This is a genomic window from Ruegeria sp. YTSA135, from assembly GCF_059610165.1.
This window is the reverse complement of record NZ_JBXWNC010000011.1, coordinates 131,659-143,958: the sequence shown is the minus strand read 5'-3', so window position 1 is coordinate 143,958 and position 12,300 is coordinate 131,659. Positions and strand designations below refer to the sequence as shown.

Annotated in this window: 14 protein-coding genes and 1 pseudogene; 7 read left to right on the top strand and 8 right to left on the bottom strand. The window is 56.6% G+C overall.

Going from position 1 to position 12,300, the window contains the following annotated elements:
• Positions 1-210, bottom strand: a pseudogene (locus AC2FIT_RS15355) (hypothetical protein); the annotation flags it as partial.
• Positions 211-264: 54 nt separating this feature from the next.
• Positions 265-978, bottom strand: coding sequence for a uroporphyrinogen-III synthase (locus tag AC2FIT_RS15350; protein ID WP_496830884.1), 714 nt, complete (start codon positions 976-978; stop codon positions 265-267).
• A 98-nt stretch (positions 979-1,076) separates the two neighbouring features.
• Here AC2FIT_RS15350 and tsaD point away from each other — a divergent pair, with 98 nt between their 5' ends.
• Genes tsaD through AC2FIT_RS15330 form a run of 4 tightly spaced genes read left to right on the top strand, consistent with a single transcriptional unit; the run spans position 1,077 to position 3,825 of the window.
• Complete coding sequence (gene tsaD / locus AC2FIT_RS15345) at positions 1,077-2,174, top strand: tRNA (adenosine(37)-N6)-threonylcarbamoyltransferase complex transferase subunit TsaD (RefSeq protein WP_496830882.1); 1,098 nt, start codon at positions 1,077-1,079, stop codon at positions 2,172-2,174.
• Positions 2,171-3,133 (top strand): NAD(P)H-dependent glycerol-3-phosphate dehydrogenase, encoded by a 963-nt coding sequence (locus tag AC2FIT_RS15340; RefSeq protein WP_496830880.1) that lies wholly within the window; start codon positions 2,171-2,173, stop codon positions 3,131-3,133. Before tsaD ends, AC2FIT_RS15340 begins: the two co-directional genes overlap by 4 nt.
• Positions 3,134-3,403: a YciI family protein gene (locus AC2FIT_RS15335; RefSeq protein WP_496830878.1), complete on the top strand. Its 270-nt coding sequence runs from the start codon at positions 3,134-3,136 to the stop codon at positions 3,401-3,403.
• Entirely contained in the window at positions 3,403-3,825 is a 423-nt protein-coding gene (locus AC2FIT_RS15330) for an EVE domain-containing protein (protein ID WP_496830876.1), read from the top strand. The genes AC2FIT_RS15335 and AC2FIT_RS15330 overlap by 1 nt, the downstream gene beginning before the upstream one ends.
• Before the next feature lie 357 nt (positions 3,826-4,182).
• Here AC2FIT_RS15330 and AC2FIT_RS15325 read toward each other — a convergent pair whose 3' ends face one another.
• From AC2FIT_RS15325 to AC2FIT_RS15310, 4 genes are all read right to left on the bottom strand, one after another.
• The gene (locus AC2FIT_RS15325; protein ID WP_496830874.1) at positions 4,183-4,524 is read right to left on the bottom strand and encodes a DUF2853 family protein; all 342 of its coding nucleotides are present in this window, start codon (positions 4,522-4,524) and stop codon (positions 4,183-4,185) included.
• Positions 4,503-4,769 carry a hypothetical protein gene (locus AC2FIT_RS15320; RefSeq protein WP_496830872.1) on the bottom strand — a complete coding sequence of 89 codons (267 nt, stop codon included), beginning with the start codon at positions 4,767-4,769 and terminating at the stop codon, positions 4,503-4,505. The genes AC2FIT_RS15325 and AC2FIT_RS15320 overlap by 22 nt, the downstream gene beginning before the upstream one ends.
• Before the next feature lie 42 nt (positions 4,770-4,811).
• On the bottom strand, positions 4,812-6,200 hold the full coding sequence (ahcY, locus tag AC2FIT_RS15315; protein ID WP_496830870.1) for an adenosylhomocysteinase: 1,389 nt from the start codon (positions 6,198-6,200) through the stop codon (positions 4,812-4,814).
• 100 nt (positions 6,201-6,300) lie between these two features.
• On the bottom strand, positions 6,301-6,615 hold the full coding sequence (locus tag AC2FIT_RS15310; protein WP_496830868.1) for a hypothetical protein: 315 nt from the start codon (positions 6,613-6,615) through the stop codon (positions 6,301-6,303).
• A gap of 205 nt (positions 6,616-6,820) precedes the next feature.
• Between AC2FIT_RS15310 and AC2FIT_RS15305 the strand changes: the two genes are divergently transcribed.
• Both AC2FIT_RS15305 and AC2FIT_RS15300 read left to right on the top strand, forming a co-directional pair.
• Positions 6,821-7,414 (top strand): HD domain-containing protein, encoded by a 594-nt coding sequence (locus tag AC2FIT_RS15305; protein WP_496830866.1) that lies wholly within the window; start codon positions 6,821-6,823, stop codon positions 7,412-7,414.
• A 288-nt stretch (positions 7,415-7,702) separates the two neighbouring features.
• Entirely contained in the window at positions 7,703-9,343 is a 1,641-nt protein-coding gene (locus AC2FIT_RS15300) for an ABC transporter substrate-binding protein (RefSeq protein WP_496830864.1), read from the top strand.
• Between the two features lie 191 nt (positions 9,344-9,534).
• Here AC2FIT_RS15300 and AC2FIT_RS15295 read toward each other — a convergent pair whose 3' ends face one another.
• Complete coding sequence (locus AC2FIT_RS15295) at positions 9,535-10,089, bottom strand: ActR/PrrA/RegA family redox response regulator transcription factor (RefSeq protein WP_068339942.1); 555 nt, start codon at positions 10,087-10,089, stop codon at positions 9,535-9,537.
• An 85-nt stretch (positions 10,090-10,174) separates the two neighbouring features.
• Complete coding sequence (locus AC2FIT_RS15290; protein WP_496830861.1) at positions 10,175-10,795, bottom strand: SCO family protein; 621 nt, start codon at positions 10,793-10,795, stop codon at positions 10,175-10,177.
• Between the two features lie 92 nt (positions 10,796-10,887).
• On the opposite strand from AC2FIT_RS15290, the gene regB reads away from it, so the two are divergent.
• Positions 10,888-12,285 (top strand): sensor histidine kinase RegB, encoded by a 1,398-nt coding sequence (gene regB, locus AC2FIT_RS15285; protein WP_496830859.1) that lies wholly within the window; start codon positions 10,888-10,890, stop codon positions 12,283-12,285.
• Positions 12,286-12,300: the final 15 nt, after the last annotated feature.

Below are 12,300 nucleotides of genomic sequence, written 5' to 3'. Positions count from 1 at the left end.
TTCGGCTTCGGCTTCGGCTTCGGCTTCGGCTTCGGCTTCGGCTTCGGCTTCGGCTTCGGCTTCGGCTTCGGCTTCGGCTTCGGAAAGGGCCTCTTCTACCTGCTTCGTCGCGTCAACAGCCGCAGTTTCGCGTGCAGAGGTAAACGCCACTGTTTCTTCTGGCTTAGGGTCATCTACCGGCTTTTGATCGGTCTTTTTCTTACGCGCCACCGCTACATTCCCCTTATCGAATCCGATTTCACATGAATAACAACAGGGTCTAAGTTAGTCGGTGGTCTCGTTGCCCTCAACCCGCATCGCATGTTTCACAAGCTTTTTCACGGCTTTCTGCATTTTCTTCGGTGTCGGCTCCTTGGCGATTTTCAAACGCGTGTAGTCCAAGGAATAAAGGGGGTCTGCCGTTGCTTGGCTGATCGCCGCCAGCCAAAGCGGCGCCGATCCGGTCCAGATATCGGCAAATTGTCGCGCTGTACGAGGGGAAAACAGCGGGGCAATCACTGGTGAGTGGCCATTCGCCGCGACCGTTGCCTCAGGCGTCAACGGTAGCAGTCTTTGCTGATACACAGCTTGTTCGCGCACTGTCAGGCCCGACTCGGTCAGGCGGCAGGCGATATTTCCACGGGTGTGTTCACCGCGCAGGTGCAAAAGCGGGCTTTCGGGCCGGTGTTTCAGCAAGAACGCCACCAGTTCTTCGGCGGTTGCGCCAACCATCGTCGCCTTCCAACCGGCGCCTTTCGCGGTGCCGGTGGTCGCGGGACCCACACAAAAGGCGGGCAAACGCCGCGAAACTCCCAGCGAAGCAGCCGCATTCACCGCATTTGCCGAGGTAAAAATCAGACCCCGCACGCCGCTGGTGTTGATCTTGACCGGTAGCGGTTTGATTTCAAGTAACGGGGAATAAATGACCTCGACCCGAGATCTCACACGGGTTGGCAGCTGCGCGACGAACCTCTGCGAAGCAGCGCGCGGGCGGGTCATCAACAAATACAACAGTCGGCGCCTTCCGCCTTGGGATTGTTTGCATCCGCGCAGGGTGATACCCCGCTTGACACCTATGTGTGTAGCGGATCAGGCCAATGGTGCAAACACTTACCGTACTCGGGTTGGAAAGCAGCTGTGATGACACGGCTGCTGCGGTCGTGCGCCAAACCGTTGGCACCAGGGCCGAGGTACTGTCTTCAATCGTGTACGGACAGACAGACCTGCACAGCGCCTTTGGAGGCGTCGTGCCTGAAATTGCCGCCCGTGCCCACGCAGAGAAACTGGACACTTGCGTTGTGCAGGCGCTTCAAGCCGCAAACCTGACCCTTGCCGGAATCGACGCCATCGCCGTTACCGCCGGGCCGGGTCTTATTGGCGGGGTCATATCCGGCGTCATGTGCGCCAAGGGTCTCAGCGCGGCAACCGGCCTGCCCTTGATCGGCGTGAACCATCTGGCGGGCCATGCCCTGACGCCGCGCCTGACCCACAGCATCGCGTTTCCATACCTGATGTTGCTGGTGTCAGGCGGGCATTGCCAATACCTGATTGCGCATGGGCCGGAAAAGTTCACCCGACTGGGCGGCACGATCGACGATGCGCCAGGTGAGGCGTTTGACAAAACCGCGCGGTTGCTGGGCCTGCCGCAACCCGGTGGCCCCTCGGTCGAGGCTGAGGCGCGTTCAGGCGACCCCAACCGCTTTCGTTTTCCCCGGCCACTGCTGGATCGGCCAGGGTGTGACCTGTCTTTCTCGGGGCTTAAAACGGCGCTAATGCGGATGCGCGACCAGATCGTCGCTGAAAAGGGCGGATTGACCCGTCAGGACCGTGCCGACCTATGCGCCGGGTTTCAGCAGGCCGTAGTGGACACATTGGCCGAGAAAACGCGGCGGGCAATAGATCAGTACCTGGAACTTAAGCCCTCGGATCCAGTGATTGCAGTGGCGGGTGGTGTCGCTGCGAACTCAGCAATTCGTACTTTGTTAGAGACTGTTTGTTGTGCCAAGGGCGCGCGCTTTACTGCTCCACCGCTGAATCTGTGCACCGACAACGCGGCAATGATTGCCTATGCCGGGATCGAGCGTTTTCGTATCGGTGCGCGTGACGGTCTGGACCTGACCGCCCGTCCCCGCTGGCCGCTGGATCAATCCAGCCCGGCCATGTTGGGCAGCGGCAAGAAGGGCGCCAAAGCATGAGCGTCGCCGTCCTGGGGGCAGGTGCGTTCGGCACGGCGCTGGCCATTTCGCTGGCCGGGAACGAATCCGTTACCCTTTGGGCACGCAACGCCGAGCATGCCAGCGGTATGGAGAACAGTCGCGAAAACTCCGCCCGTCTGCCAAATGTCCCCCTACCGCCGGCCATTTCGGTGACGTCCGATATCAAGGACGTAGAGGCCGCGGATATCGTGCTACTGGCGGTGCCCATGCAGAAACTGCGCGCGGCACTTACTGAGCACACGTCGAACCTTGCCGGAAAAACGCTGGTCGCCTGCTGCAAGGGGATCGAGCTGACCACGGGTCTGGGGCCCATCTCGGTGGTGCGCCAGACGATCCCGGATGCACGTCCGGCGCTGCTGACCGGACCCAGCTTTGCCGACGACATCGCACGCGGATTGCCGACCGCGCTTACTCTGGCTTGTGGGGATGCCGATCTGGGTAGGGCGCTGCAAACCGAACTGGCCACCGCCAACCTGCGCCTTTATCGCACCACCGATGTTATCGGCGCGGAACTGGGGGGTGCATTAAAAAACGTCATCGCCATTGGATGCGGGGCCGCGATTGGCGCCGGGCTGGGCGATAGCGCCCGCGCTGCCCTGTTGACCCGTGGATTTGCCGAGATGCGGCGCTTTGCCCTAATGCGCGGCGCAAAGACAGATACCCTGATGGGTTTGTCAGGTCTTGGCGATCTGGTGCTGACCTGTTCGTCCGAACTGTCCAGGAACTATAGTTTTGGCCTGTGTTTGGGTCAAAATCGTCCGTTTGATACCCATACCACAGTCGAAGGGGTCGCCACCGCGCGCGCTATGGCTGAAATTGCTGTTGCCGAGGGGCTGGACATGCCCATAAGCGTTACTGTGAATGACCTGAGCCATGGCGCCTATAGTGTGCCCCAAGCCATTCAATCCCTGCTCAACCGCCCCCTGAAGGAGGAATAAATGCTGATAGCCCTGATCGCCAAAGACAAGGATGACGCCCTGCAAACCCGCAAGGACAACCGCGCCGATCACCTCGCTTATATCGAGCAAACCGGTGTCGTATCGCAAGCCGGGCCGCTATTGGACGGAGACGCGATGATCGGGTCACTTGTCATCCTCGAAGTCGAGGACATGACAGCGGCGCAAACCTGGGCGGACAACGATCCTTATGCCAAGGCGGGGCTGTTCAAATCGGTCGAGCTGATTCCGTGGAAGAAGGTCATCGGGTGATGGCATACTGGCTGTTCAAATCCGAACCCTCGACCTGGAGCTGGGACCAACAGGTCGCCAAAGGCGAAGCAGGTGAAGAATGGGACGGCGTGCGCAATTATCAGGCGCGCAATTTCATGCGGCAGATGAAGATCGGTGATCGCGGATTCTTCTACCATTCGCAAAAGGACAAGGCGATCGTTGGTATTGTCGAGGTCTGCGCCGAGGCGCATCCCGACAGCACAACCGATGATGAACGGTGGGACTGCGTGGATATCAAGGCGGTGCGGCCGTTCACGAGACCAGTAACGCTGGATGACATCAAGGCGGAAGAACGTCTGGCCGAGATGGTTCTGGTCAAAAACTCTCGCCTGTCCGTACAGCCGGTCACCGATGCGGAATGGCAGGTGATTTGCGATATGGGTAACACGCAGGCGGGTTAGCCCGTCGGCTCGTCCCAACCCGGATCACCGTTACAAGACGGTCGGGATTGCAGTGGCTTCATCCTTTGATCCCGCCCGAGCGGCACAGCCATTTTCATGATGTTGAGGATCGCGCAGGCTGGAAGAAGGTGCTTGACCAGACAGCGTCCGTAACCCGAAAATAAGGGAAGGCCCCGACGAATGCAGAACCTTCCCTTCCCCGCGTGCTCCCAACTCACCACACGCTTATGGATTTTTTGGCTCTGACCGTCCTGGTCACACTATGATACGTATCGAATACCGACGGTCAGTGCAAATGCCGCTTGCTTAAAATTGGAAACGCTCGGCAGTGCCCTTACGAGCGCAGAACCAAAGCAATCAGCTGTAAACCGACTCTTTTCCGAAATGCTTGGTCAGCATGTAGTAGACCACCGCACGGTATTTGTTGCGCTCGGACATTCCGTATTTCCCTAGCACTGCATGGATTGCTTCCATCAACTCTGGCCCGTCAGACAGACCCAGCTTTTTGACAAGGAAGTTGTCCTTGACCGTCTCAAGTTCGGACTCCTGTGTCGCAGCTACGGTCGACGCGTCGGCGTCATAGATCGCCGGACCACAGCCGATCGTGACCTTGGTCAGCAGATTCATATCGGGGTCCATCCCGCATTTGTTTTTCAGATCATCAGCATATTTGGCGATCAGCTCGTCGCGTTTTCCCATGTCGCAATCTCCCATTGTTGTGATGCAACGGCCCAAATTACCGTCTTCATCAAGGTTAGCCGCGAAGGCAAATTTTCCGAAAGGAAAAATTTATGGGATTTCTCCCCCCCAATTTTAACCAGATCGGCGATAACCATCCATGTCAGTGGTTCATGGCCAACAGCACTGCGTGTTGGAATCTGCCACAAGCCGCCACATACGACGATGAACATGGCAACCGGCACAAGAAACGCCGCCAGTTGCATAACCGGCGGCGTCCCATAAGCTAATGTTTATCAGCTCTGAAATCAGTAGCGGTAATGCTCGGGTTTGAACGGACCTTCCGGTTTAACCCCGATATAGGCGGCTTGTTCGTTATCCATTTTGGTCAGCTTCACACCAATGCGGTCCAGATGCAGGCGGGCCACTTTTTCATCCAAATGCTTGGGCAGGATGTAGACCTTGTTTTCGTACTGGTCACCTTTGGTGAACAGCTCAATCTGCGCCAGTACCTGGTTGGTGAACGAGGCTGACATTACGAAGGACGGGTGACCGGTCGCGTTGCCAAGGTTCAGCAAACGGCCTTCTGACAGTAGGATGATCCGGTTGCCCGAGGGCATCTCGATCATATCCACCTGTTCCTTGATGTTGGTCCATTTGTGGTTCTTCAGACTGGCCACCTGGATTTCGTTGTCGAAGTGACCGATGTTGCCGACGATGGCCATGTCCTTCATGTCGCGCATGTGCTCGATACGGATCACGTCCTTGTTGCCGGTGGTGGTGATGAAGATATCCGCAGTCGCAACTTCGTCCTCCAGCAGCGTGACCTCGAACCCGTCCATCGCAGCTTGCAACGCGCAGATCGGGTCCACTTCGGTCACTTTCACACGGGCACCAGCACCGCGCAGCGACGCGGCCGAGCCTTTGCCGACATCGCCGTAACCACAGACCACGGCGACCTTCCCTGCCATCATGGTGTCCGTGGCGCGGCGGATGCCATCAACCAGTGACTCTTTACAGCCGTACTTGTTGTCGAATTTCGACTTGGTGACGCTGTCATTCACATTGATCGCAGGGAACGGAAGGTGGCCGTCTTTCACCAGTTGATACAGACGGTTCACGCCAGTGGTGGTTTCCTCGGAAACACCTTGGATCTGGTCACGAATCTTGGTGAACCAACCCGGCGATGCCGCCATCCGTTTCTTGATCTGGGCCTTGATCACCTCTTCCTCTTCAGAAGTCGGAACAGGAATGATGTCCTCGCCCGCTTCGGCGCGGGCCCCCAGAAGGATGTACAGCGTCGCGTCGCCGCCATCGTCCAGGATCATGTTCGGCCCGTCTTCGAACAGGAAGGATTTGTCCAGATAGTCCCAGTGCTCTTCAAGCGTCTGGCCCTTGATAGCGAAAACCGGGATACCGGCCTTGGCAATTGCGGCGGCCGCGTGATCCTGGGTCGAAAAGATATTGCACGACGCCCAGCGCACATCCGCACCCAGCGCCACCAGTGTTTCGATCAGAACAGCGGTCTGGATGGTCATATGCAACGAACCAACGATCCGCGCACCTTTGAGGGGCTTACTCTCACCGTATTCCGCGCGCAGAGCCATCAGCCCCGGCATTTCGGTTTCGGCAATGTCCAGCTCTTTGCGGCCGAACCCGGCAAGCGCAATGTCTTTAACAATATAGTCCCCGGCCATCGTATGCTCCATTCCGGTAAACAGGTCCGCGCTGCCCCTAACATTCTACGGGGCAGGTGGCAACTTGGATGGCCTAAAACAGATTAATCCGCTGTAAAAATCAGCTGGGTTCGCCCTTTAACTTAATCTTTGGGATGGCTTCAAAAAAATCGGTACCAACTGCAACAATGCATGTCATGCCGTTCGCGTGAGTGACCAGAACCGTGTAGCTTCCGGTTTCTTTTGAGGTCCAGACCTCCATGACCGCCTGCGCACCACTGGTTTTCTGCAATCCGCCAAAAACCAGTTCTTCTGAATAGCTGTCTTGCAGCTTGGCGATCACGTGCTCTCGCTGCGCACAGTTTTTGGCAAAAGCGGGGGGGGCAGTAGCGGCCATTCCAAAGGCCAGGGCAATTCCAATCAGTCGCTGAAACATAGCTAGCTCCTTTCGATACGCGTTACGTTCCGAGAGGGGCACACCAGGAGGAGCGTGTACCCCCCTCAGCACAAATGTCGGTACCACCAAGCGCCGGTTCAAAGCACGACTGGTCAAGAAACTGTTGGCAGCTGGTGATCTCGACAGGTAAACGATACCACAAAAACGCGCATTCGTCGCGGATCGATCCGAGGGGCATGGCAGAATGGCAACACAACCCAGAGCATGGCAAAGGATGCTGTCAGGCCGCAGGCTGGATTTATTGGATCCAACGCCTGTGGACATCGAAATCGAAGATATCGCGCACGGACTGGCATTTGTGGCGCGTTGGAACGGTCAAACAGCGGGTGATTTTGCCTATTCCGTGGCTGAACACTCCCTTCTGGTTGAGCAGCTGTTTTCTCGGATTGCCCCGAAGGCACCGGTTAAATGGCGGCTGGCGGCATTGTTACATGACGCGCCGGAATATGTGATTGGAGATATGATCTCACCGGTCAAATCCGCAGTCGGTCCCGATTACGGAGCTCTGGATGACCGGCTGGCGGCGGCGATCCACATCCGGTTTGGTTTACCCGCAGCAGTGCCGAAAACGGTGAAACGGCAGATCAAGAAGGCCGACAAGATCAGCGCCTGGATGGAGGCGACCCAGATTGCTGGGTTTTCAGAGTCCGAGGCGACCAAGTTCTTCGGTCGCCCGGACAAAGCGGTGATGGAAGGGTTACAGATCACGCTGCGTCCACCGGTCGAGGTACGGCGGGCGTATTTGGAGCAGCATGAGGTTTTGATAACTCTTCTATAGAATACTAAAGTAATCCAATGTCGGGTCAGAGCCCTTAGCAGCTGTTCAAACAGGAGTTCGCAACCGAACTGCAGCGCATTCCTGTTCCGAATTCGAAGTGCACATTACAGATCGAAACAGTTTGGAAGCCTGCTTGCGTTTAACACTGATGTCGTATTTTCTATAAGATGTCGTTTTTGGACTAGTTCCTATTACGGCCAATGGGCGCGAACCGCGCGCTCTGAGCTGCCTATCGACTGCACCGTTTGAGGCGCTCCTGGTTTCTGACGTCAACAGACGAGAGCTTTTATGCCCAGTACAAATACTATTCATCCCGCCGCATTTGCCTATGCCGACGAAGTCAGAGCGGGCACCTTGTCGCGCCGCGAATTCCTGACCCGCACCACATCGCTCGGAGTAACAACGGCTGTCGCTTACGGCCTGTTAGGGGTATCGCAACCGGCCAATGCGGCGGCAAGTGCGCAATCCGGCGGTACGTTGCGGATAGAATCCTCTGTCAAAGCACTGAAGGACCCACGTACCTATGATTGGCCGCAAATGTCGAATTTCACCCGTGGGTATTTCGAATATCTGGTCGAGTATCAGATCGACGGCAGTTTAAAGCCGATGCTCTTGGAAAGCTGGGAAGTAAATGATGATGCTACGCAGTACACGTTAAAGGTGCGTTCTGGTGTGACCTGGAACAACGGAGAGCCATTCACAGCAGAGGACGTGGCATTCAATATTACACGCTGGTGCGAGGCAGGGGTTGAAGGCAACTCCATGGCCTCGCGGATGGGTTCTCTCGTGAATCCGGAAACCGGACAAGCCCGCGAGGGAGCGATCACCGTGGTGGACGACAGCACAGTGCGGCTGACGCTCGGCCGACCCGATATCACCTTGATCGCTGGTTTTTCGGACTATCCTGCCGCGATCGTTCATCAGAGTTTTAGCGGCGATCCGCTTGATAATCCAGTTGGTACTGGTCCCTATCTGCCCGGTGAATTCGAGGTCGGCGAGAAAGCTGTCCTGATAAAGAACGTAGATCATAGCTGGTGGGGCGAAGGAGCCTATTTGGATCGGATCGAGTATTTGGATTTTGGCGCGGAACAAACCGGGATCGTAGCGGCCGTAGATGCAGACGAAGTCGATATGGTGTACGAGTCAATCGGCGAATTCATCTTCGTCATGGATGGGATCGGGTGGGCCAAGTCGGAGGCCGTCACAGCCAATACAGTTGTCATCCGCCCGAACCAGGCAGCCGAGATTAACGGCACCAAACCCTACGCAGATGCGCGCGTACGTCGGGCGCTGGCTATGGCGGTCGACAACGCCGTTCTTCTAGAACTGGGGTTTTCCGATAACGGGCGTGTCGCGGAAAACCACCATGTTTCGCCAATTCATCCCGAATACGCGGAGTTGCCTGCCCCTATGTTCGATCCCGAAGGCGCAAAGGCATTGATGGAGGAGGCCGGTATGGGCGAGTTTGAGCATGAGCTGATCTCCATCGACGATACTTGGCGCAAGAATACGTCGGACGCGGCGGCCGCAATGCTGCGCGATGCAGGAATCAATGTGAAACGTACTGTTTTACCGGGATCAACATTCTGGAATGACTGGGCGAAATACCCTTACTCAACAACAGATTGGGCGCATAGGCCACTGGGTGTACAGGTGCTCACCCTTGCCTATCGCTCAGGAGAACCCTGGAATGAAAGCGCGTTCGCCAATGAAGAATTTGACAGACTATTAGATGAGGCCCTTTCGATAGCTAATGCAGATAAGCGGCGCGAGATCATGGCCAAACTGCAGAAAATCATGCAGAACGAGGGCGTGATCATCCAACCCTACTGGAGGTCGATTTATCGCCATCATAGGGCTAACGTTGTCGGAGCCGAGATGCACCCGACTTTTGAAATCCATGTGACCAAATTGGGGTTTGCTACTTAATTCGGGGATGTCGTAGCATTCGACCTGACACGGGTTCTGCACGTGTCAGGTCGATGGTGTACAAGCAATTCGTAGCCCCCAAAGATGCTTACTACCGCTAACCAACGAAAGGCAGCATTGTCCGCCTTGCAGACTTTGCGAATATCCGTCGACTAGAATCCCGATTCAGTTTGAGCCTCACTCACCGCCAATTACCGAGGACTACGCTTCGCCAAAATCCGTTGCAACGTCCGGCGGTGCATGTTCAGGCGGCGGGCGGTTTCAGAGACATTCCGGTCGCACAGTTCGTAAACCCTCTGGATATGCTCCCAGCGCACGCGGTCTGCACTCATGGGGTTTTCCGGCGGCGGGGGCAGTTCGTCGCCCTTGGCCAGTAATGCGCTGGTTATGTCGGTGGCGTCGGCCGGTTTTGACAGGTAATCCGTCGCGCCGATCTTGACGGCGGCTACGGCAGTCGCAATCGCGCCGTATCCGGTCAGAACAACGACCCGGCTGTCCGGGCGTTTTTCGCGCAGCACTTCGACCACATCCAGCCCGTTTCCATCCTCAAGACGCAAATCGACGACAGCATAAGCAGGCGGGCGGGCGGTCGAGATGGCGCGACCTGCCGCGACCGATCCGGCGGTCTCAACTTCGAAGCCACGCTTTTCCATTGCCTTGGCCAATCGCCGCAAAAACGGCTCATCATCATCCACCAATAGCAGGGATTTATCGGGGCCTATATCAAGGTCAGAAATGTCCGCCATGTAATGTTCTTTCCGCTATGTCATGCCCTTGGGCTAAACATGAGTCTTAGCAGCGCCATTTCAAAGGTCAAATCGACCATGTCGCTTAGAGCTGATCCAGAAAGCATCCAACCTTGTCCGCCATCTGCTCGGCAGTGTCGTCGCGGTTGAAGAATTCAAGGAACCCATGCTCGGGCGACATCAGGTACGTAAAGGTGGAATGGTCGACCAGATAAAACTCGTCACTCTTGTCATGCGCCTTGTAATAGGTCTTGTAAGCCTGGCTTGCAGCTTTCACCTGTTCGGGTGATCCGGTCAGCGCAATGGTCTTGCCTCCCATGTTGAACGCATAGTCCTCCATCACCTCGGGCGTGTCGCGGTCCGGATCGATCGAGATGAAAAGCGGCGTCACCGACTGGCCCCGTTCGGCAAGGATATCTACGGCCTCAACATTGCGGGACATGTCGAACGGGCACACATCAGGACAGAACGTATAGCCAAAATAAACCAAGGTCGGCTCGGTGATCACATCTTTGTCGGTGACGGTCTCACCCATGCCGTTGACCAGCTCGAACGGGCCGCCAATGGCTGCGGAGCCGCCTGCGATCTGCCCCGAGCGGCATTGCGCGAACTGATCATCGGACCGCCCCCCCAGCGTCAGCAACCAAATGGCACCCAGACCAACGGCCAGAACAACGGTTGCAAGGATGGCGTAAAGACGGACCATGAAGTCATTCCTTAAACGAAAGGGGTTGTTGATCGTTTCGGGCGACACACCTATCAAGATGACTAGCCGATGCAACAGGACATAATAGACCGATGGCGAATTCCAACTTCACATTTTGGAGCGGTCAGGAAAGCAGCAATTGGATAAGGTTGCGTACGCTGATCCTGTTGCGTTGGGTTGCCATTATCGGGCAATTCACGGCCATCACCGTCGCTCAGCAGTATTTTAACGTGCAGTTGGAATTGGCGCTGTGTTATCTGGCCATCGGCGTTTCGGTCATGGGCAACATGACGGCCATCCTGCTGTTTCCACAAAACAAACGCCTGACGGAGTTTGAGAACTTTCTGATGGTGTTGTTCGATCTGATGCAGCTGGCCATATTGCTGTATCTTACCGGGGGGTTAAACAATCCGTTTGCCCTGTTGCTGCTGGGCCCGGTCACGATCTCGGCCAATGTCATGAGCACACGCTCAACTCTGATCGTGGGCGGGGTCGCGATTGTACTGACAACGTTGCTGGCTGAATTCCATATCCCCCTGCGGACGGAACAGGGCCAGATGCTTGATATACCGGAAATGCTAGTGTTCGGAAACTGGGCCGCAGTTGTCATTGCCATCGTTTTCATCGGGGCATATTCGCACCGCGTAAGCGCCGAGGTACGATCAATGTCCGAAGCGCTGGCCGCCACGCATCTGGCACTTGCGCGTGAGCAGAAGCTGACAGATCTGGGCGGCGTCGTCGCAGCCGCAGCGCATGAGCTGGGCACACCACTGGCCACGATCAAGCTGACGAGTTCAGAGCTGATAGAAGAGTTGGATGACAGACCCGACCTGAAAGAGGACGCGGCGCTTATTCGTGAGCAGGCCAACCGCTGCCGCGATATCCTGCGCGATATGGGTCGGGCCGGCAAAGACGACCTGCATCTGCGGCAGGCACCACTGTCCACCGTCGTGCATGAATCGGCCGAACCGCATATCCACCGGGGAAAGACCGTACATTTCGCCGAAGGTCCGACCGGGGATGGCGATGTGCAACAGCCCTCGATCCTGCGCAAGCCCGAGATCATTCACGGGTTGCGCAACCTGATCCAGAACGCAGTGGATTTCGCGCGGAACAATGTTTGGGTCGAGGCCGAATGGACTACCGATACGATCACGATCAAGATCATGGATGACGGGCTTGGATATCCTGTTCAGATGATTGGCCGGATCGGAGACCCGTTCATGCGACGCCGCCGGGCCGAGACAGACCCGCGAACCCGCCCGGAATACGAAGGAATGGGTTTGGGGCTGTTCATCGCCAAAACCCTTTTGGAACGCAGCGGTGCCGAGTTGTTTTTCGCTAACGGCTCTGATCCCTATCAGAACCTGTGCGATAACCCCGAACGTCGGGGCGCGATCGTTCAGGTTTCGTGGTCGCGCAAGCTGATCGATGCGCAAACCGGTGATACGCCAGTGCTGTCAGGTGCAAACCAACGCATTCAGGTCTGAGTTAAGACCTCGTTA